The organism is Flavobacterium sp. ASV13, assembly GCF_000745775.1.
GTDB lineage: Bacteria > Bacteroidota > Bacteroidia > Flavobacteriales > Flavobacteriaceae > Flavobacterium.
Genome location: NZ_JQJY01000002.1, coordinates 426,309 through 447,533, shown reverse-complemented (window position 1 = coordinate 447,533; position 21,225 = coordinate 426,309). Strand labels below are relative to the sequence as shown.

15 protein-coding genes are annotated in these 21,225 nt (G+C 34.6%); 6 read left to right on the top strand and 9 right to left on the bottom strand.

Annotated elements, in window-relative coordinates:
• Positions 1–327 precede the first annotated feature (327 nt).
• Positions 328–1,248, bottom strand: a complete 921-nt coding sequence (locus tag GQ47_RS05705) for a helix-turn-helix domain-containing protein (protein WP_035646078.1) — start codon at positions 1,246–1,248, stop codon at positions 328–330.
• Positions 1,249–1,321: 73 nt separating this feature from the next.
• Positions 1,322–2,125: an SDR family oxidoreductase gene (locus GQ47_RS05700; RefSeq protein WP_035646076.1), complete on the bottom strand. Its 804-nt coding sequence runs from the start codon at positions 2,123–2,125 to the stop codon at positions 1,322–1,324.
• A gap of 335 nt (positions 2,126–2,460) precedes the next feature.
• Between GQ47_RS05700 and dnaE the strand changes: the two genes are divergently transcribed.
• Together dnaE and GQ47_RS05690 are read left to right on the top strand one after the other, a co-directional pair.
• Positions 2,461–6,999 (top strand): DNA polymerase III subunit alpha, encoded by a 4,539-nt coding sequence (gene dnaE / locus GQ47_RS05695; RefSeq protein WP_035646074.1) that lies wholly within the window; start codon positions 2,461–2,463, stop codon positions 6,997–6,999.
• Positions 7,000–7,176: 177 nt separating this feature from the next.
• A complete protein-coding gene (locus GQ47_RS05690) occupies positions 7,177–8,109 on the top strand; it encodes an outer membrane beta-barrel protein (protein ID WP_035646071.1) in 933 nt (310 codons plus the stop codon).
• A 100-nt stretch (positions 8,110–8,209) separates the two neighbouring features.
• Here the strand turns inward: GQ47_RS05690 and GQ47_RS05685 are convergent, their stop codons facing one another.
• The 4 genes from GQ47_RS05685 to GQ47_RS05670 form a co-directional block, all read right to left on the bottom strand.
• A complete protein-coding gene (locus GQ47_RS05685; protein ID WP_035646068.1) occupies positions 8,210–9,205 on the bottom strand; it encodes a Gfo/Idh/MocA family protein in 996 nt (331 codons plus the stop codon).
• 303 nt (positions 9,206–9,508) lie between these two features.
• Entirely contained in the window at positions 9,509–11,617 is a 2,109-nt protein-coding gene (locus GQ47_RS05680; protein WP_035646065.1) for a prolyl oligopeptidase family serine peptidase, read from the bottom strand.
• A gap of 158 nt (positions 11,618–11,775) precedes the next feature.
• The gene (locus tag GQ47_RS05675; RefSeq protein WP_035646062.1) at positions 11,776–13,983 is read right to left on the bottom strand and encodes a TonB-dependent receptor; all 2,208 of its coding nucleotides are present in this window, start codon (positions 13,981–13,983) and stop codon (positions 11,776–11,778) included.
• A 160-nt stretch (positions 13,984–14,143) separates the two neighbouring features.
• Positions 14,144–14,464, bottom strand: a complete 321-nt coding sequence (locus GQ47_RS05670; protein WP_238567949.1) for a hypothetical protein — start codon at positions 14,462–14,464, stop codon at positions 14,144–14,146.
• 226 nt (positions 14,465–14,690) lie between these two features.
• Here GQ47_RS05670 and GQ47_RS05665 point away from each other — a divergent pair, with 226 nt between their 5' ends.
• Positions 14,691–15,425, top strand: a complete 735-nt coding sequence (locus tag GQ47_RS05665) for a porin family protein (protein WP_238567948.1) — start codon at positions 14,691–14,693, stop codon at positions 15,423–15,425.
• Here the strand turns inward: GQ47_RS05665 and GQ47_RS05660 are convergent.
• The gene (locus GQ47_RS05660) at positions 15,420–16,025 is read right to left on the bottom strand and encodes a hypothetical protein (RefSeq protein WP_035646053.1); all 606 of its coding nucleotides are present in this window, start codon (positions 16,023–16,025) and stop codon (positions 15,420–15,422) included. The two genes, GQ47_RS05665 and GQ47_RS05660, sit on opposite strands and share 6 nt — an antisense overlap.
• A 133-nt stretch (positions 16,026–16,158) precedes the next feature.
• Here GQ47_RS05660 and GQ47_RS05655 point away from each other — a divergent pair, with 133 nt between their 5' ends.
• The 3 genes from GQ47_RS05655 to GQ47_RS05645 all read left to right on the top strand — a co-directional run bounded on the left by GQ47_RS05655 (position 16,159) and on the right by GQ47_RS05645 (position 20,238).
• The gene (locus GQ47_RS05655; protein WP_035646050.1) at positions 16,159–18,630 is read left to right on the top strand and encodes a bifunctional UDP-N-acetylmuramoyl-tripeptide:D-alanyl-D-alanine ligase/alanine racemase; all 2,472 of its coding nucleotides are present in this window, start codon (positions 16,159–16,161) and stop codon (positions 18,628–18,630) included.
• 68 nt (positions 18,631–18,698) lie between these two features.
• On the top strand, positions 18,699–19,073 hold the full coding sequence (gene mscL, locus GQ47_RS05650) for a large conductance mechanosensitive channel protein MscL (protein ID WP_035646047.1): 375 nt from the start codon (positions 18,699–18,701) through the stop codon (positions 19,071–19,073).
• A 175-nt stretch (positions 19,074–19,248) separates the two neighbouring features.
• Positions 19,249–20,238, top strand: coding sequence for an aspartate-semialdehyde dehydrogenase (locus GQ47_RS05645; protein WP_035646044.1), 990 nt, complete (start codon positions 19,249–19,251; stop codon positions 20,236–20,238).
• Between the two features lie 128 nt (positions 20,239–20,366).
• Here the strand turns inward: GQ47_RS05645 and GQ47_RS05640 are convergent, their stop codons facing one another.
• Both GQ47_RS05640 and GQ47_RS05635 read right to left on the bottom strand, forming a co-directional pair.
• Positions 20,367–20,684 carry a 2Fe-2S iron-sulfur cluster-binding family protein gene (locus tag GQ47_RS05640; protein WP_035646041.1) on the bottom strand — a complete coding sequence of 106 codons (318 nt, stop codon included), beginning with the start codon at positions 20,682–20,684 and terminating at the stop codon, positions 20,367–20,369.
• Between the two features lie 57 nt (positions 20,685–20,741).
• Positions 20,742–21,224, bottom strand: a complete 483-nt coding sequence (locus tag GQ47_RS05635) for a hypothetical protein (RefSeq protein ID WP_035646039.1) — start codon at positions 21,222–21,224, stop codon at positions 20,742–20,744.
• Position 21,225: the final 1 nt, after the last annotated feature.

Genomic DNA, 21,225 nt, shown 5'->3' with positions numbered 1-21,225 from the left:
GACTTTGTTTTTCTTTTTCGGCTTTAATTTTCTTTGATTGTTTTTTGTTTTAATAGTTTGCAAATTTATCTCAAAATCACTATAAAATATAAGAATTTAATTGAAAAAATCTAACAAATTGAATAAAAATAGTAATAATTATCAGTTTTGATTTCTTTGCAGAAAGTGCGCTTTTTAAGTTTTTTAAAGCTTTTAAAGGAGTTTTTTGGACGTTATTTAGATTCAATAAACTATCTAAATACTACGACATCCAAGAAGTGTATTTTTATGAAATTTTATCTTTTTTTGAGGCAAAAACTGATTTTTTGAAGATAATAGTTTGGAAGATTAATTGAATGAATTTTTAAATTCCAATGGAGTAAGACTCGTTTTCTTTTTAAATAATTTACTGAACGACTGAGGATATTCAAAACCCAATTGATAGGCAATTTCTGCAACAGAAAGATTGGTAGTCATTAGGAAATCTTTTGATTTTTCAATTAGTTTGGAATGAATATGCTGCTGTGCATTTTGTCCCGTTAAATTACGAAGCATATCGCTTAAATAATGACTGGAAACATTAATTTGTGAAGCAAGAAAATCAACAGAAGGCAAACCTCTTTTTAACGTTTCGGCGTTATTGAAATAATCATTTAAAGTATTTTCAACTTTTAATAATAAGTCGTTGCTGATTGTTTTTCGGGTAATAAATTGACGTTTGTAGAAACGATTACTGTAATTAAGCAAAACATCTATATAAGAAACAATTACATCTTGGCTCATTTCGTCAATCGCCGTATGAAGTTCGTTTTCGATACTATTCAATAATCCTAAAATAGTGGTTTTTTCGCTGTCAGAAAGGTGTAGCGCTTCATTGGTATCGTACGAAAAGAAACCATACTTTTTGATGTTTTTCCCTAAAGGATAATTTCGAATAAAGTCTGGATGAAATAGAAGTGTGTAACCACCATATTCGGCACCTTCTTCGTTTTCAGTAAAGATTAACTGATTTGGAGAAGAAAACATCAATCCGCCTTCATTAAAATCATAATAACCTTGCCCATAACCCATTTTTCCATTGGTAGAAAACTTGTAGGATACTTTATAAAAATCAAGCAAAAAAGCATAGTTGGCTAAATCTTCATTTACGACCAATTGCGTATTATCTACCAAACTAACCATTGGATGAAGTGGTTTTGGCAGTCTAAGCAGATCATGAAATTGCGATATAGACGAAATTTTTGCAGGATTGTTTTTCTTGTTTTCCATGATATAAAAGTATGAAATTAAAAGATTTCTACCGTTCAGGTTTTTAAAAACTAAACGGTAGAAATCTAACTCATTATGCTCCTAAAAACTGTTTGCCAAATGCCGCACGAAAAACTTCGTCGCCTTGTTCCAGTCTTTGTTGATAAAGCGCTTTTGCATCTTCTCCGGCCACATATCTTAGTTTGGTTTTTCCATCTGTTGCAGCTTCGTAAACAACATCGGCAATTTGTTCTGGTGTTGATGCCATTTCAAACATAACATCTACATTTTCAAACATTTTATTTGCCATTGCTTCGTATTCTGGTTTGACTCCGGTGTCAAGGGAACCGTGAAGAAATTCTGTTTTAATTCCGCCCGGAGAAACCGTTTTAATGTTTATTCCAAATTGATTTAATTCAAATGCCATACTTTCGCTCCAGCCTTCTAATCCCCATTTTGTAGCATGATAAACAGATCCTAAAGGAAAAGAAATCAATCCGCCGATAGAAGTTGTTGAGATAAATAATCCGTTTCTTTTTTCTCTGAAATAAGGAATAAAAGCATTTGTAACACGGATAGTTCCCAATAAATTAGTGTTTAACTGTTTTGTAATCTGATCATCTGAAAAGCTTTCCAAAGGACCAATTAATCCATAACCAGCATTATTAAAAACGACATCAATATCGCTTAATGCAATCGCTTTTTGAACCGTACTTTGAATTTGGTCATAATTGGTAACATCTAAAGGTAAAAGTGTTACGTTTTTTAATTGAGAAAGTTCAGTTTCTTTTTTCGGAGTTCTCATTGTTGCAATTACATTCCATCCTTTTGCTTGAAATAATTTTGCTGTTGCTTTTCCTAAACCTGATGATGCGCCTGTGATAAAAATTGTTTTCATGATTATTATTTTTTAATTGTTATAATTTGATGAAGCAAAGTTCAGGATACACTGCAGCTTAAAAGTGTTCATTTTGGTCTAATGAGTATCCAAAATGAATAATCGGAGTTTTTTAAGAAAAAAAGAATCAAATTCGGCTGTTTTTGCATTTAGAATGCCGAGATGTTAATTCTGTTTTTGTTGATAACTTCGTTTTTCATTCACTTAAAAAAAAGCGTAAATTTGAATTCCTCCGATTTTTCATTTCACATTTTGTTATGTTTCATGTTGTCAATGTTTTGCAATGTGTAAGATTTGGAATTTGGAGCTTTAAAATTTGACTTTTTTACAACTCTATGTATTTAATATTCGATACCGAAACAACCGGATTACCAAAACGCTGGGATGCCCCGATAACCGATTCTGATAACTGGCCTCGCTGTATACAGATTGCGTGGCAGCTTCATGACGAAATGGGACAGCTTATTGAGCATCAGGATTATTTGGTAAAACCAGAAGGATTTAATATTCCGTATGATGCCGAGCGCATTCACGGAATTTCAACTGAATTGGCTGAAGCCGATGGAATCACTTTGGCCGAAGTTTTAGAGAAATTCAATATAGCTTTAAGCAAAACGAAATTCATTGTAGGTCAGAATTTAGGTTTCGACGTGAATATTATGGGAGCCGAATTCCATAGAATGGGCGTAGAGTCTCAAATGAGTTCAATGCCTGTTTTAGATACTTGTACTGAAGTTACTGCTTCGTTATTACAGCTTCCTGGAGGTCGTGGAGGAAAATTCAAACTTCCAACGCTTACGGAATTACACAGTTATCTTTTCGACCAGCCATTCGCGGAAGCGCACAACGCAACTGCCGATGTTGAGGCAACTACGCGTTGTTTTTTGGAATTGGTTAGAAGAGAGGTTTTTACCAAAGAAGAACTGGATGTTCCAAAAGAGTATTTCAAAGAGTTTCAGGAAAGAAATTTTGAGCCATTTAAGCTTATTGGCTTAAAGCATATTAATTTAAAAGCAGCTTCTGATAAAATCAGAGAACAACTTAAAGCTTTAGCTGGAGAAGGCAAAGAGACAGTTGTTTCTGAAGAAGATAAAGCTGATTTTAAAGCGGCAAAATTTGCACATTTACACAATCACACACAGTTTTCAGTACTTCAATCGACTATCGGAATTGGAAATATTGTGGCAGCTGCAGCCAAAAACGGAATGCCTGCCGTTGCCATGACCGATACTGGAAATATGATGGGAGCTTTCCATTTTGTGAGCGCCGTTATGAACCACAATAAAGCGGCATCTGGAAAAAACAAAGCTTTAGTTGAAGCAGGCGAAGAACCAACTGAAACGGAGGTAAAACCAATCGTTGGCTGTGAGTTTAATATCTGCGAAAATCATTTAGATAAAAGCAAAAAAGACAACGGTTATCAGGTTGTTTTGATGGCTAAAAATAAAGCCGGTTATCACAATTTGGCTAAAATGGCCTCGATTGCCTACACCGAAGGATTTTATTATGTACCGAGAATTGACAAAAATATAGTCGAAAAATACAAAGGCGATATTATGGTTTTGTCTGGAAATTTATACGGAGAGATTCCGAGTAAAATCCTGAATATTGGTGAAAACCAAGCCGAAGACGCTTTGATTTGGTGGAAAGAACAATTTGGCGAAGATTTCTATTTAGAAGTAATGCGCCACAATCAGGAAGATGAAAATCGTGTAAACAAAACCCTGATTGAATTTTCGCAAAAACACAATGTCAAATTAATTGCGACTAACAATACCTATTATTTAAATAAAGAAGATGCCAATGCACACGATATTTTACTTTGTGTAAAAGACGGTGAAAAGCAGGCAACACCTATTGGACGTGGACGTGGTTACCGCTACGGACTTCCAAATCAGGAATATTATTTCAAGTCGGAAGCAGAGATGAAAAAACTCTTTGCCGATTTACCAGAAGCCATTATCAATATTCAGGAAGTTATTGATAAGGTAGAAGGATATTCGCTTTATCGTGATGTATTGCTTCCGAAATTTGATATTCCGGAAGAATTTATAGTTGCTGAGGATGAAGCTGACGGAGGTGTTCGTGGTGAAAATAAATACCTGCGCCATCTTACTATGGAAGGTGCTAAAAGAAGATACGGCGAAATAACTGAATCTATTCAGGAACGTTTGGATTTTGAGTTATTGACGATTTCAAATTCAGGATATCCAGGTTACTTTTTGATTGTACAGGATTTCATTGCTGAGGCTAGAAAAATGGATGTATCCGTAGGTCCAGGCCGTGGATCTGCAGCAGGTTCAGCCGTTGCGTATTGCCTTGGAATTACGAATATTGACCCCATTAAATACGACTTACTTTTTGAGCGTTTCCTAAATCCGGATCGTGTATCGATGCCCGATATTGATATCGACTTTGATGACGAGGGTCGTGGACGTGTAATGGATTATGTAATCAATAAATACGGTCAAAAACAGGTGGCACAGATTATCACGTATGGTAAAATGGCTACCAAATCGGCGATTCGTGATACGGCGCGTGTACTGGATTTACCATTATTTGAAGCTGATAGAATTGCGAAATTGATTCCGGGTATGATGCCGTCAAAATGGAATTTGGCGCGTTTTATTTCGGAGAGCGAAGAGGAAGTCAAAAAAGCCCTTCGTTCGGACGAATTTGATAATGTAAAAGAATTAATCGCGATTGCCAATGAAGATGACTTGGCAGGAGAAACCATTCAGCAAGCAAAAATTCTGGAAGGATCGATGCGTAACACGGGAATTCACGCCTGCGGTGTAATTATTACGCCTTCAGACATTACGAATTATGTTCCCGTAACGACAGCAAAAGATTCCGATTTATATGTAACACAGTTCGACAACTCGGTTGCAGAAAGTGCCGGATTGCTGAAAATGGACTTCTTGGGTCTAAAGACCCTTACGCTGATAAAAGATACCGTAAAACTGGTAAAATACAGAACAGGAATTGATCTGGATCCCGATACTTTCCCGATTGATGACGAAGAAACGTATGCGCTTTTCCAAAGAGGTGAAACCGTTGGAATCTTCCAATACGAGTCGCCTGGGATGCAGAAATACATGAAAGACCTGAAGCCAACGGTTTTTGGAGATTTAATTGCTATGAATGCACTTTATCGTCCGGGACCTTTGGAGTATATTCCGTCTTTCGTTCGAAGAAAAAACGGTGACGAGGAAATCAAATACGATTTAGATGCCTGTGCGGAGTATTTATCTGAAACCTATGGAATTACCGTTTACCAAGAGCAGGTAATGCTTTTGTCTCAGTCTTTGGCAGGATTTACAAAGGGTGAGGCCGACGTCTTGCGTAAAGCGATGGGTAAGAAACAAAAAGACGTACTAGATAAAATGAAGCCGAAGTTCGTTGAACAAGCGGCGGCAAAAGGTCATGATGCCAAAGTTCTAGAGAAAATCTGGAAAGACTGGGAAGCTTTTGCGAGTTACGCCTTCAACAAATCGCACTCGACTTGCTATGCTTGGATTGCCTATCAAACGGCTTATTTGAAAGCGCATTATCCTGCCGAATATATGGCAGCGGTACTTTCGAATAACATGAACGATATCAAACAGGTTTCGTTTTTCATGGAAGAATGTAAACGTATGGGATTGCAAGTTTTGGGTCCAGATGTAAACGAATCATACTATAAATTTACGGTAAACGATGATTATGCCGTTCGTTTCGGAATGGGAGCAATTAAAGGAGTTGGTTCCGGAGCTGTAGAGACAATTGTAGAAAACAGAAAAGACGGAAGATATAAATCGATTTTTGATTTGGCGCAGCGAATTGATTTGCGTGCAGCCAATAAAAAAGCGATTGAAAATTTAGTACTTGCTGGTGGTTTCGACTCTTTTGAAGGAACAACCCGAGCACAATATTTTCATGATGATGGTGACGGAATTACATTTTATGAAAAAGCAATTCGGTATGGATCAAAGTTTCAGGAAAATGAAAATTCATCACAAGTAAGTTTGTTTGGAGAAACCAGCGAAGTACAAATTGCAGAGCCAATTATTCCTGCATGTGAAGATTGGAGTACAATGGAAAAACTAGCAAAAGAAAAAGAAGTTGTCGGAATTTATATTTCCGGACATCCATTGGACGATTTTAGGTTTGAGATGAAATACTTCTGCAATGCTCGTTTAGAAGCCTTGAAAAGTATGAACGAATATGTGGGTAAAAATCTAAATTTTGCCGGCATAATCAATAACGTACAACATAGAGTTGCTAAAAACGGAAAAGGCTGGGCGGTATTTAATTTAGAAGGATATGACGAAAGTTATGAGTTTAAGATTTTTGGAGAAGAATATTTAAAGTTCCGCCATTTCTTGATTCAGAATAATTTTGCGTACCTCAAAATTTTGATAAAAGATGGTTGGGTAAATCATGATACAGGAAAAAAATCAGATCCGAGAATGCAGTTTGTTGAGATTCGTCAATTGCAGGATATTTTGGAAGCTTTTGCTAAAAAACTGATTGTATTATTGAATATTAAAGATCTCCAATCAGAATTCATTCATAAATTAAGTCATTTATTTAATGAAAATAAAGGCGATAATACGGTGAGTTTTGAGATTATGGAAATTGAAAACATAAAACGTCTCGTTGAAGTTGAAACGACAAGTGAATTCGAAGATGACGAAAATGCTGTTTTTGAAGATGACAATGATGATAATGAAATAAGCGCAGGAGAAGCTAAAATGCAGGAAGTAAAAGAGGTCGAAGAAGTCAAAGTTGTGACTAAATTAAGCATGCCAAGCCGACGATTAAAAATCAAAATTTCTGCTGAGTTATTACAGGAATTGGAGAAAATGCAAATCAATTTTAAACTGAACTAAAAATTAACAGTTAAAATTTAATAGAATGTAAAATTTTAATGTTAAAAATATGCACGCATACTACTTTTTTAGTAATATTGCCCGAAATTACAACGATTTCGTTCCAAGTCTAACAATGCAGACCAAAAGAATATGTTAAAATATTCTAAGTTTGTATAAATTAATTAAATCAGAATTATGAAAAAGAACCTATTTTTATTAGGATTATTAGTTTGCTCTATGGCTACAATGGCGCAGACAGAAAAAGCAGACAAACCAGAAAGCTGGTATTTTAAATTAGGTGGATCTTATTTTATCCAGACTGCTGCTGCTGAATTCCCAACTGTATCTGGGGCATTGCCTAATACAGATGTTTATGGTGCAGATGGTACAACTTTAATTTCTAGAGAAACTAATCATGGTTCTTTCGGACAAGGATTCCGTACAGGTTTAACGGCTGGATATCGTTTTACACCACGTTTAGGTGTCGAGTTAGGATTTAATTATTTTAACAGTGCAGATAAAACGATGGTTGAAACAACTCACAGATTAGTAGCTGCGGGACCAACTTTTGTAAATGGTAAAGCAGTAGGAAAACTTGAAGCTTATGATATTGCGCCTGCGATCGTTTTGTTTTTAGGACAAACTCATGGTTTTGAACCTTATACTAAAGTTGGAGTTATCGTTCCTGTTCATGGAACATTGGATATCGAAACTACTAGAACGTATACAAATCCAGCAGGAACAACAGAAACTTATTCAAAAGATGTTATTAAACCAAACCCAACTGTTGGTTTTACAGCAGCATTAGGTACATCTTATAAATTAGGTACACATATCTCTCTTTTTGCTGAAGTAGAATACCGTAACTTTACAGTGCACGGAAAAACAAAAGAAACAGAAATATATACTGAAAATGGTGTAGATAAATTAAATACTCCTACAAGTTTCCGTCCAGATGCATCATATTCTGCAAGCCATACTAAATATGTAGAACAAATTAATACTACTTCAAATAGTAAAGTAACTAATGCAGCAAGTTTTGACAATACAAAAGCAACTGATGATATTAGCTCTTATGTTGGAATTTCTGGTTTAGGATTTACTTTTGGTCTTAAATACAGCCTATAATTTTCCAAAGTTTTTATAGTTTATAAAAGAGGATATTCGAAAGAATATCCTCTTTTTATTTGCTCATCTTTATGATAGTTTCGGTATTTATTAGCAATAACTATTTGGAAGAATTCCTAAATTCCTTCAAAACTTCATCAATAACCCAGGTTGTTCTAGCTCCGGAAATTCCTTTTGATGGTGAGGCATTTTCTTCTCCTAAAAGTTCAGCAATCACAGTTTCAATAAATGGCTGCTGAATATGAAGCGGATTTTCAATCAAAATACTTTCTTTTTCTCCATTTGTATATTGAATATGAATCGGGTCATTTCCAAAAGTCGAAAACGAGATTTTTCCTTTATCTCCGACAATTTCGGTATTATCATAACGCTCAAAACTCGCAAAATTCCATATTCCAGATCCGTGAATCCCGTTTTCGAATAAAAACGACATTGAAACTGAATCTTCGGCTGGATAAGCCAATAATTGTGAAGTCGCATGTCCGCGAACAGATTTTATCGGACCTAAAACAAAATCCAGAAAATCCAAAGTATGACAGGCTAAATCGACGAAAATTCCGCCTCCTGAAATATGAGGTAAAACAGTCCACGGAAGGTTGATTTCATCATCATAACGTTCTTCAAAAGGATGATATAAAACGCAATTTACGTGTCTAATGTTTCCTAATTTTCCTTGGTCAATTATTTCTTTTATTTTTAAAAAACGTGGTAAAGCTCTTCTATAATAAGCAACAAATAAAGGAACATTATGCTCTTTGCACGCAGAAATCATTTCATTACATTCTTCGAAAGTCAATGCCATAGGTTTCTCGACATAAACCGGTTTTCCTGCTTTGGCACACAAAATCGTGTATTCTTTATGAGAAGATGGAGGTGTAGCAATGTAAACCGCATCAACTTCCGGATCATTGATTAAATCTTCAGCATTTGAATACCATTTAGGAACATTATGGCGTTTAGCGTAATCTTCGGCAAGCGCAGCATCTCTACGCATGACAGCAATTAAAGCTGAATTTGAAGCCTTCTGAAAAGCGGGGCCGCTTTTTACTTCGGTTACATTACCGCAGCCAATGATTCCCCATTTTATAATTTTCATCGTTTGGTTTTTTAGTTATTCAAATTTAAAAGAAAAAAAGTTAGCCACGAATTCACGAATTTATTTTAATCTGTATGTTTAAAAATTCTGTATCGATTGCACGAATTCATTTCACGTTCCCGATAGCTATCGGGATAAAAAGATTTAAGCATATTAACATAGATTTTTATTTTAATCTGCTCAATCTGCAAAATCTGCGGGAGAAAAGAAAAGAAAATTTGTGTAATTTAAAACAAAGAAAAAGCCACGATATTCAGAAAATAATTCGTGAATTCGTGGCTATAAATTTTTAGTTTAAAAGTCTTATTTCGAAGGTAAAGCTTTAAAACCCATATTGTAAAGTGTGAAAGCCTGAATGTCTACATTTTCTTGAATTGTAGCAGCAACAGATTTTCCTGCACCGTGACCAGCTTTAACATCAATTCTAATCAAAACCGGATTTTCTCCAACTTGTTTTTCTTGTAATTCAGAAGCAAATTTAAAACTGTGCGCCGGAACAACACGATCATCATGATCTCCAGTTGTTACCATTGTCGCTGGATAATGAGTTCCTTGTTTTACATTATGAACAGGAGAATATCCTTTTAAATATTCGAACATTTCTTTGTTGTCCTGAGAAGTTCCGTAATCAAAAGCCCATCCTGCACCTGCAGTAAAAGCATTGTAACGAAGCATATCCATAACTCCAACTGCTGGCAAAGCTACTTTCATTAAATCAGGACGTTGTGTCATAGTTGCGCCAACTAATAAACCTCCGTTAGAACCTCCACGGATTGCCAAATAATCAGATGAGGTATATTTTTGAGCAATTAAATATTCTGCAGCAGCAATGAAATCGTCAAATACATTTTGTTTTTGTTGTTTTGTTCCTGCATCGTGCCATTTTTTTCCATATTCGCCACCACCTCTTAAATTGGCAACTGCGTAAACACCTCCGTTTTCCATCCAAACCGCATTTGCAATACTGAAACTTGGTGTCAAACTAATGTTGAATCCGCCGTAACCGTAAAGGATTGTTGGATTTTTACCGTCTAATTTTGTTCCTTTTTTATAAGTAATAATCATCGGAACTTTTGTGCCGTCTTTTGAAGTGTAAAAAACTTGTTTTGATTCATAATCTTCACTTTTGAAATCTACTTTTGGTTTCTGATAAATTTCAGATTTTCCAGATTTTGGTTCAAATGAGTAAATGCTGATTGGCGTTGTATAATTGGTAAAACTGTAATACAAGATTTTTTCGTTCTTTTTTCCGCCAAATCCGCTAGCAGTTCCAATTGCAGGAAGTTTGATTTCACGAACTAATTTTCCGTTGTAATCATATTGTTGTACAAAAGAGACTGCGTCTTTAGTATAATTAGCGAAAAAGTAACCTGCACCAGTTGAAGGCGATAGAATATCTTTGGTTTCTTTGATAAAATCTTTCCAGTTTTCCGGTTTCGGATTTGTGGCATCAACTGTTACAACACGTTTGTTTGGAGCGTTAAAATCGGTTTCGATGAACAGTTTACTTCCTTCGTTTTCAATAATACTGTTGTCGCTGTTGAAATTGTCAACAATAGTAACAATCGGGCTATTTGGTTTAGTTAAATCTTTGATGTACAATTCATTTCCGTAAGTAGAATTCGCAGCCGAGATTACTAAATAATGGTTGTCTTCGGTAACATAACCGCCCACATATCTTCTTTTTTGATCGGCACCAAAAATCACTTTGTCCTCTTTTTGAGAAGTTCCCAATTTGTGGAAATACAATTTGTGCTGATCTGTTTTTGCTGAAAGTTCGCTTCCTTTCGGTTTGTCATAACTAGAGTAGTAGAAACCTTCATTTCCGTGCCATGAAATACCGCTGAATTTTACATCAACCAAAGTATCTTCCAAAACTTTTTTAGAAACTGCGTCAATGATAATTACTTTTCTCCAGTCGCTTCCGCCTTCAGAAATTGCATAAGCAGCTTTTGAACCATCTTCAGAAAAATCTAGCCCGCCAAGTGAAGTTGTTCCGTCTTTAGAAAAAGTATTCGGATCTAAGAAAACTTCTTCCTTGCCATTTTGATCTTTTCTGTAAACAACAGATTGGTTTTGAAGTCCGTTGTTTTTTGAATAATATGTAAATTTTCCTTCTTTATAAGGAGCTTCTATTTTTTCATAATTCCAAAGCTTTTCCATGCGAGTTTTTAACTCATTTCTAAACGGAATTTTGTCTAAATAACCATAAGTAACTTCATTCTGAGCTTTTACCCAAGCTCCAGTTTCAGCCGATTTGTCGTCTTCAAGCCAGCGGTAAGGATCGCTTACTTTTGTATCAAAATAAACATCAACAGTTTCGCCTTTTTTGGTTTCAGGATATTGAATTTTATTTTGTCCAAATGAGATTCCTGCGGTTGTAATTGCCATTAGTAAAAATGTTTTTTTCATATTTAAGTTTGTGGTGTTAACAAAAATAGCACTTTTTGTGAGAGTAGTAAAAAATTAACCGCAAAGCACGCAAGGAGTTTTACGCAAGGCACGCAAAGTTTTTCATATGCTTTGCGAACTTTGCGTTTATCTTTGCGTCTTTGCGGTTAAAATAAAAATTATAAATTGAAATTAACTCCCAAAACGATGTTTCTTCCAATATTTGGAATACCGTCTGTTTTTAATCTTGAAAGGTGCGCAATGTATTTTTTGTCGAATAAATTGTTTCCGTTTAAGTTTATATCAAAAGCCGTTTTCCCAAGTTTAACAGTTCCTCCAAAACCTAAATTCACCAAAGTATAACCTTTAGAAGCTGTTTCAAAACCACTCACATTGTCCTGATTAAAAGTTGAAGAAACATTCAAAGAAGCAAAACCTTCACTTAACCAATTTTTGATATTGAATTCTGTTCTAAGCGTATTATTCCAGTTGTTTGCAGGAATCAAAGGCAAGTAATCATCATTGTCTTTTTTGCCGGTTACGGTTTCAAAACTCGTTTCAAAATGAAGCCAGTCTAAAGGGTGCGGGTGAATATGCAAACCTGCTTCACCACCAAATAATTTTGCATTATCCTGAACATAAGCAAATACATCATTATTATCTAAAATTTCTCCAGTTGGCGAAGTATAAATATAATTGTTCACGTGATTGTAGAAACCGTTGATGAAAAACTCAAAATGCGAATTTTTGTATTCCAGGTTTAAATCGGTTTGAACGTTTTGTTCTGTTTTCAAATCAGCATTTCCAATTTCGTAACGGTTTGTTCCTTCGTGAACACCGTTTGAAGTCAATTCAGCTAAGTTTGGCGCTCTAAATCCTGAAGCAACATTCAAACGAAGCGTCAATGGCTCAGCTAATTTTGTTTTGTATCCTAATGAAGCATTAAAACTGTCAAAAGAACGATCTAAAGCCTGAAAATAACCTTCTTCACCTTCTGTTCCGTGTGCAATTGAAGTAACATTTCTGTTGTCAAAACGCAATCCAGCTTGTAAAACGCTGTTATTCCATTCGTAATTTGCAGTTCCAAAAACACCAAAATCATTTGTTGTAGCATCCGGAATCAAATATTCTTCTCCTGAATTTGTATTTGTCTGATGCATTCCCTGAACGCCTAAAATAGTTTCAATTTTTCCGAATTTCGGGAAATGGTATTTCGCATTATAATTGAAAGTATTCAATTTCATGTGAAGAGAAGCTTCGTTACTGTCTTCAAATTCGCTTCTGTCATTGGCGATATAACCTAAATCAACATCCAGTTTTGAGTTTTCAAAAAACACGGTATTGTTCAAACTCAATAAATGATTAAAAATACCTTGTCTTGGAAATTCAGTGTCTTTGCTTGACGATTGTTCTGCAATTCCTTCTTCTGGAATTCCAATATCAAGTTTGTTGTAATTGTATCTTAAAACACTTGAAAAAGTTGAATTGTTGTAACCAATTCCGGTTTTAAAATCGGTTTCATTATAACGTGAATTCGTTACGCGATCGCCTCCTGAAATTTTATAATCGGAATGCGTGTTGTAACTTCCGCGTGCTAAAAATTTCCAGTTATCTGTTGAAGTTTTTAATCCGATAGAAGAATTGCTTCCCTGTGTATTAGTGAAATATTTCTGACTGAAATTAGCTTTGAAATCGCCAGCATCAGCAAATTTTTCTGGGTTGAAATATAAAACCCCACCTAAAGCATCTGAACCATATAATAAAGAAGCTGGCCCTTTTATAACTTCCACACTTTCGATTCCAGCATCATTTAAGCCCAAACCATGTTCGTCTCCAAACTGTTGGTTTTCGATACGAACGCCTTGCGAATACACTAAAACACGATTTCCGCTAAGTCCGCGAATTACAGGTTTTCCGATAGAAGTTCCAGTTGAAATCTGAGAAACTCCGGGAATTGTAGCTAAACCTTCGATCAAAGTAGATGTTCCTTTTTGCTGTAATGTTTTAATGCTTTCGTGCTCAATTTTCATTACGTTTTGCGATTGCAATTTGTTAAATGGAGTAGAAACGACTACTTCATCCATCTCCATAATTGATTGTAAAAGTGTAATGTTTAAAGTGTTTTCTTTTGCAAGTTTTGCAATAGTTTGATTTTGATTGGCATAACCAACGAAATTGAAAGCAAGGCGCAAACTTCCGTTAGGAAGATTGTTCATTTCATATTTTCCGTTTGCGTCTGTTGTTGTTCCTTTATGTAATTCGGGCGCATATACTGAAACGCCAGGCATTGGCTGATTTTGATTGTCGGTTACAATTCCTGAAACCGAATTTTGAGCAGAAAGCATGCTCGAAAAACCCAAGATTAGGGCTAATAGTATTTTTTTCATTTGGAAATGATGCTATAGTTAATTGATTTTTCTTTTTTAATAGAAAAAACAAAACAAACAGTAAAAGCATTCTAATCCTGATTATTTAAATAGGATTAGGAAACTCAATGTAATTTGAATTTTAAATTAAAAGAAATGTGATTTTTCGAATAATCGAAACTTAAGAAACTATAACAGCAGGAGGTCCCCGAAGTAAATAAGCCGTTTCTGAAAACGAGCTGATATTTTCTGAAAACGAAAAGAAATAAGGAATTTCTTTATGAAAGACACGAAATTGAAAAGAAAAAGTTTCAGCAATAGTATAACTTCCAAATGCAAAATTACAAACATAACATAAGTCGTAATTGTGATGCTGATGCGTTATTTCGCCACTTGGATCATTATAATCGTGGTGACATTGCTTTTCTGAAAGTTGTTTTACAATATGCTCAAAACTGTGTATGGACTGAAACAATATTGAGAACAATATTGTCAGCGTCATGGAAACACTTATTATGAGCTGTTTTCTTTTCATACAGGACAAAGGTATAAAAGCGGATTGAAAAAATGAGACCTTTTTTAGTTTCTGTTGCAGATTTATTGAAAAAAGTGCAACAAATGCTTTTGTTCAGCCTGAAAAAGAGAATAATTGTTTTCAAATCATATCTTCAGCTGGCATTATATTATATTTGTATGTGAAATAAATTTACAGCAAAAAACGTTTGAACTTGAAAACCTCCTTAAAACCAAAATTCGATATGCGATTATTCTTTACTTGTTTGTTTTTTGTTTCGTTTTTGAATGTTTTTTCACAAACTGAAGTAAAGCCGGAAATCAAACCCGTGATTAAAATCGATTCGTTATATCGTGAAGATCAGTTTTATTTTTCTATTGCATATAATCTTTTGGTAAATACACCGGAGCGATTGAAGCAAGATAAATTTTCTGCCGGACTTTCTGCCGGATTCTTGCGTGATATGCCAATAAATAAAAGCAGAACTATTGCCATTGCAGCCGGATTAGGATTAAGTTATCAGAACTTTTACCAGAATTTCACGGTTTCTGAAGACGCACAAGGGGCTCCAATTTACGGTGTAAATGATTATGGTGAATTTGTTTCAAACCGATACAGACAATATTCTGTCGATCTTCCTATTGAATTCAGATGGCGAAATTCAACTTATGAAAGCACTAAATTCTGGCGAATTTACGGAGGTGTAAAAATGAGTTATATTTTCTCCAGCAAATCGATTTTAGACGATGGAGAAAACACTTATAAAATATCTAATAATCCGGATGTCAATACATTTCAATATGGAATTTACCTCGCAACAGGTTATAATACATGGAATATTTACGCGTATTACGGCTTAAATCCTTTGTTTAATTCGGTTTCTACAGTTTCTGGTGAAAAGGTAAATATGAAAGCAATGAATGTTGGCTTGATTTTCTACATTTTATAGCCATAAAAATAGAAAGAGAATCTGCGGCGCAACGCCAACCAATAATCCAATCAAAATTTCTTTAGGAGTATGTGCCTGCATTTCCAGTCGGGAAGAAGCAACAACGCCAGTAAGTAAAATTAAAAGCGCCGACCAATACGGATTTTGCATCTGTAAATGCATATTAAGACCAATTACAAAAATCGCAACACCGCTGATTGCCGCTACATGAAGACTTGCTTTTATATTAAATAAAGAGCAAACCAAGGCTAAAATTGTGCTAAACAACGCACCAAGAAAGAAGAAATGTAATTCTGGATAACGAGTAATTATAATGCTTCGTTTTACTAATAAAATGTACAAAAAACACTGCAATATCAATGGGATTTTTCGCTGTGAAGTTTCATGAACCATAACAGAAGTCACATGTCCTGTTGATTTTAATAGTAAGTAAAATAAAATCGGAACCAAAACCGTAATAATCAGAATTTGAAATAAAACAAAATATTTTTCCTGATTGGTAAAAGCATCTTCTTTGCAAAAAAGATAAAATAAAGTGGCATACATCGAGATAAAAATCGGATGTAATATATAAGAGAATAAAGGCAGTATTTTTTTCAAAACGTGGTTAATTTGTGGTCTAAAAACAAATATAATCAAATATAAATACAGATTGTAAAGAGCCAGTTTTTTTAAGAAAATAACAACTTTTTTCTACCATTAATGTTTTAAATTTGACAAAAAGAATTTCAAAATGAGCATAAATTTAAAAAGTCTTATTCCGGTTTTTGATGCTGAATGGATTGGGTCAAATACAGATGTTTTTATCGATCATATTTCAATTGACAGCCGTTCACTGCAAAACGGATCTAAAACTTTGTTCATTGCTTTGTCTGGTGTAAACAATGATGCTCATTTGTATATCGAAGAACTTATCGAGAAAGGAGTTCAAAATTTTGCTGTTCAATACATTCCTGAAAATGTAAAAGGTAAAGCTAATTTTTTGGTGGTAAAAAACACTTTAAACGCTTTGCAGCAATTTGCCAGTTACTACAGAGATTTATTTGATTTTCCTGTCATTGGTTTAACCGGAAGCAACGGAAAAACAATCGTAAAAGAATGGCTTAATTTCCTGTTAAGTCCCGATTATAATATCATCCGAAGCCCTAAAAGTTACAATTCTCAGGTTGGTGTTCCTTTATCTGTAATTGCGATAAATGAAAAACACAATCTAGGCATTTTTGAAGCCGGAATTTCAACGGTGAATGAAATGGAAAAGCTTGAAAAAATCATCAAACCTAATATTGGTGTTTTAACAAGCATTGGTTCCGCGCACGATGAAGGTTTTGAGAATTTGGAGCAAAAAATAAAGGAGAAACTTTTGCTTTTCAAGAATACCAATGTCATTATATATCAAAAAAACGAACTTGTTGATAAATGCCTTGCCGATTTTTCTGCGGAAAATCCAATTCCCGACAGAACATTTTTTTCATGGAGTTTTAAAGATAATTCTGCCGATGTTTTTATTCTGAAAAAAGAAACTAAAAACGAATCAACAATTATTCAATATCAATATGAAAATAAAGTTTCCGATTTAGAAATTCCGTTTAATGATTCGGCTTCAATAGAAAATACGATTTCATGTTTATTGGTTTTGCTTTATTTTAAATATGATTCCAAAACCATTCAAAATCGCGTGCAAATGTTGTATCCGGTTCAAATGCGTCTTGAAGTCAAAAACGGAATCAATAATTGCAGTATAATTGATGATAGTTACAGTTCCGATTTTCAGTCGCTTAAAATTGCTTTGGATTTCCTGGAAAGCCAACAAAAAAAGAACGCTACAAAAACAGTAATTCTTTCAGATATTTTTCAAAGCGGATTTTCAAATGAAGAATTGTATTCGAAAGTTTCTCAATTGGTTTCAGCTAATAAAATCAATCGCGTAATTGGCATTGGCCCAACAATTTCTTCTTTTAAAGACAAGTTTTCAAATTGTATTGCCTTTCAGGATACGGCATCATTTATTGAAGCATTTGAAAGTTTGAATTTCAGCAATGAAACGATTTTGATTAAAGGCGCAAGATCTTTTCAGTTTGAAGAAATTGTTTCACTTCTTGAAGAAAAAACGCATGAAACGGTTTTGGAAATCAACTTAGATTCCATCAGTCATAACTTGAATTATTACAAATCTAAACTCGCCGATGATGTAAAAATCATGGTGATGGTAAAAGCTTTCGGTTATGGAAATGGAGGTTTGGAAATTGCCAAATTACTCGAACATCATAAAGTGGATTATTTAGGTGTGGCTTTCGCCGATGAAGGAATTTCGCTGAAAAACGGTGGAATTAAATTGCCAATTATGGTTCTGAATCCTGAATCTACAAGCTTTCCGTCGATAATTCAGTACAAATTAGAACCAGAAATTTATAGTTTAAAAGGTTTAAATGCCTTTTTGAAAATTGCCAAAGAAAAGAATTTAAAAGATTTCCCGATTCATATTAAAATGGACACAGGAATGCATCGTTTAGGTTTTGAAGAAAATACAATCGACGAATTGATTGAGACTTTGAAAAATAATTCAACCGTTCGGGTTCAAAGTATTTTGTCGCATTTGGCAACAAGCGATGATCCAAAACATTTTGGTTTTGTCGAAAAGCAAATTGGTTTATTTGAGAAGTTATCTTCCAAATTAATGTCGGAATTAAATATAAACCCGATTCGTCATATTCTGAATACTTCGGGAATCAGTAATTTTCCGAATGCACAATATAATATGGTGCGTTTGGGAATTGGTTTGTACGGAGTTTCCAACGATTCATCGGAACAAAAATATCTGGAAAATGTTGGAACATTAAAATCAATTATTTCTCAAATCCGAACAATTCCAAGTGGCGACAGCGTTGGTTACGGACGCCGTTTTATGGCCGAAAAAGAAACTAAAATTGCCACAATTCCAATAGGTTATGCCGACGGAATTTCGAGATTATGGGGAAATGAAGTTGGTTTTGTAACGATCAAAAATCAAAAAGCCAATATTGTCGGAAGTGTGTGTATGGATATGCTCATGGTCGATGTGAGTCATATCGATTGTAAAGAAGGTGATTCGGTGATTATTTTTGGCGAAAGCCCAACGGTTATTGAAATGGCAGAAGCTTTAAAAACAATTCCGTATGAGATTATGACCAGTATTTCGCAACGTGTGAAACGGGTATTTTTCAGATAATTTTAAGAACTTTCAAGAAAATTCCGTATTTTCGATATTCACTTATTATAAATGTAAATAGATACGATATGGGATTTTTTTCAGAATTTAAGGCATTTGCAATAAAAGGCAACGTGGTTGATCTTGCTGTTGCAGTAATTATTGGAGCGGCATTTGGTAAAATTGTAAGTTCATTTATTGAAGATGTAATTACGCCACTAGTATTAAAACCGGCTTTAGAAGCTGCGCATTTAGAAAAAATTCAAGATCTTACCGCTTTTGGTGGTGTAAAATACGGTCTCTTTCTTTCGGCAGTAATTAACTTTGTTATTGTTGCTTTTGTTTTATTCTTAGTTATTAAAGGAGTAAACAAACTTAAAAAAGAAGAAGCTCCAGCGCCACCTGCAGGCCCAACTCAAGAAGAATTGCTTACTCAGATTAGAGATTTATTGAAAAATAAATAAAAATATAATACCGCTACACTAAGTCTAACTTAACCGCCTTCTAAAGAGGCGGTTTTTTTACAAAATGTTTATTTTATAACATTTTGTTATTTTTTGTGAATAGCCTTGCCGAGACTTTTATTATACTTATTTTTGCATTACAAATTTGATTATAGAATTATTTAAAAATATAAAAATGAGAATTGCAGTTGTAGGTGCTACCGGAATGGTTGGCGAAGTAATGCTTAAAGTTTTAGCAGAAAGAAATTTTCCTGTTACAGAATTAATTCCTGTTGCATCAGAAAGATCAGTAGGAAAAGAAATTGAATATAAAGGAACAAAATATAAAGTTGTTGGTTTACAGACTGCTGTAGATATGAAGGCTGACATCGCAGTTTTTTCTGCTGGAGGAGATACTTCATTAGAATGGGCTCCAAAATTTGCTGCTGCCGGAACAACTGTTATCGACAACTCATCTGCATGGAGAATGGATCCGACTAAGAAATTAGTTGTTCCTGAAATCAACGCTTCTGTTTTAACTAAAGAAGATAAAATTATTGCAAACCCAAATTGCTCTACTATTCAAATGGTATTAGCTTTGGCGCCTTTGCATAAAAAATACAACGTTAAAAGAATTATTGTTTCTACTTACCAATCAATCACAGGAACTGGTGTAAAAGCGGTAAAACAATTAGAAAATGAATACGCAGGAATTCAAGGTGATATGGCTTACAAATATCCAATTCACAGAAACGCGATTCCACATTGCGACAGTTTTGAAGATAACGGATACACTAAAGAGGAAATGAAATTAGTTCGTGAAACTCAAAAAATTCTTGGTGACAACACAATTAGAGTTACGGCTACTGCAGTTCGTGTACCAGTTGTTGGCGGACACAGTGAGGCTGTAAACGTTGAGTTTACAAATGATTTCGATGTGAACGAAGTTCGTGAAATTTTGCACCATACAGATGGAGTAGTAGTACAGGATAATTTAGATACATTCACCTACCCAATGCCATTATATGCTGAAGGTAAAAATGATGTTTTTGTTGGAAGAATCCGTCGTGACGAAAGCCAGCCAAACACATTAAACATGTGGATCGTTGCTGATAACTTAAGAAAAGGTGCAGCAACAAATACAATCCAAATTGCTGAATATTTAATTCAGGCTGGATTGGTATAAATCTGAGAGATTAAAGAAAATTGTTATAAAGAAAAAGCCGTAATTGCAGCAATGCAGTTACGGCTTTTTTGATTGAATTTATAATTAAAAGAAAAAGGCGAAAATCAGTGATTTTCGCCTTTCTAATATTAATATTCCGGAGCAAGTTCTAATTCTAGTCCTTCTAAATCTGTAGTAATTGGTATCTGACAGCCTAAACGACTATTAGATTTAACGTAAAATGCTTCCGAAAGCATAGCTTCTTCTTCATCTCCCATTTCAGGTAATGCAATATCATTTAGAACATAACACTGGCAAGAAGCGCACATGGCCATTCCGCCACAGGTTCCTTCAACAGGAAGTTCGTATGCTTTGCATAACTCCATTATATTCATTGCCATATCAGTAGGAGCCTGTAATTCATGAATAACTCCTTCTCGATCTTTAATCTTTATTAATACATCCATTTTTATTATGGGAATTTTAATGTAGGATTTTATAACGTGAAAAAATCCTGGTTTGTTTTAACTTGTTGGTTTTATGCTAAATGCGTATTCTTTTTGTGCATTATCTTTAAGATGCATTTTTACCCCCAGCATAGTACCACCTTTTTCAAGCAGTGTTACTACTGCAATGACAGAATAATAATCTCTGTCACTTTGAAAGATCAATGTTCCTTCGTATGTAGAATTTACAACCCCTTGTTTGTCTGTTGTTACAGAGACCTTTCTTGGATGTGAAAATTCAGCTGTGCTGTAAGTTGCTTTATTAGCAAATTTCGCTTTTCCTTCGGCAAAATCGTATAAAAAATCATAGTTTCCAATTCTTAAACTGCCTTCTTCATTAGTCGCGCTAGTGTTGAAAACGATTTGTCCTGAAAATTTAAAATCCGACCATTCTTCTGCTTCATTTACCCAAGCCTTGTCAACAATTAAAGTTTGTGCTTGCTGAGCATAATTTACCGATACAAAAAACAACAATAAAAATAAAGTGTAATAATGTTTCATA

What these genes read in the sequence shown, in the direction of transcription:
- GQ47_RS05705 (WP_035646078.1), bottom strand. Translation starts at nt 1,248, where the DNA reads ATGGAAAACAAGAAAAACAATCCTGCAAAAATTTCGTCTATATCGCAA.
- GQ47_RS05700 (WP_035646076.1), bottom strand. Translation starts at nt 2,125, where the DNA reads ATGAAAACAATTTTTATCACAGGCGCATCATCAGGTTTAGGAAAAGCA.
- dnaE (WP_035646074.1), top strand. Translation starts at nt 2,461, where the DNA reads ATGTATTTAATATTCGATACCGAAACAACCGGATTACCAAAACGCTGG.
- GQ47_RS05690 (WP_035646071.1), top strand. Translation starts at nt 7,177, where the DNA reads ATGAAAAAGAACCTATTTTTATTAGGATTATTAGTTTGCTCTATGGCT.
- GQ47_RS05685 (WP_035646068.1), bottom strand. Translation starts at nt 9,205, where the DNA reads ATGAAAATTATAAAATGGGGAATCATTGGCTGCGGTAATGTAACCGAA.
- GQ47_RS05680 (WP_035646065.1), bottom strand. Translation starts at nt 11,617, where the DNA reads ATGAAAAAAACATTTTTACTAATGGCAATTACAACCGCAGGAATCTCA.
- GQ47_RS05675 (WP_035646062.1), bottom strand. Translation starts at nt 13,983, where the DNA reads ATGAAAAAAATACTATTAGCCCTAATCTTGGGTTTTTCGAGCATGCTT.
- GQ47_RS05670 (WP_238567949.1), bottom strand. Translation starts at nt 14,464, where the DNA reads ATGACGCTGACAATATTGTTCTCAATATTGTTTCAGTCCATACACAGT.
- GQ47_RS05655 (WP_035646050.1), top strand. Translation starts at nt 16,159, where the DNA reads ATGAGCATAAATTTAAAAAGTCTTATTCCGGTTTTTGATGCTGAATGG.
- mscL (WP_035646047.1), top strand. Translation starts at nt 18,699, where the DNA reads ATGGGATTTTTTTCAGAATTTAAGGCATTTGCAATAAAAGGCAACGTG.
- GQ47_RS05645 (WP_035646044.1), top strand. Translation starts at nt 19,249, where the DNA reads ATGAGAATTGCAGTTGTAGGTGCTACCGGAATGGTTGGCGAAGTAATG.
- GQ47_RS05640 (WP_035646041.1), bottom strand. Translation starts at nt 20,684, where the DNA reads ATGGATGTATTAATAAAGATTAAAGATCGAGAAGGAGTTATTCATGAA.
- GQ47_RS05635 (WP_035646039.1), bottom strand. Translation starts at nt 21,224, where the DNA reads ATGAAACATTATTACACTTTATTTTTATTGTTGTTTTTTGTATCGGTA.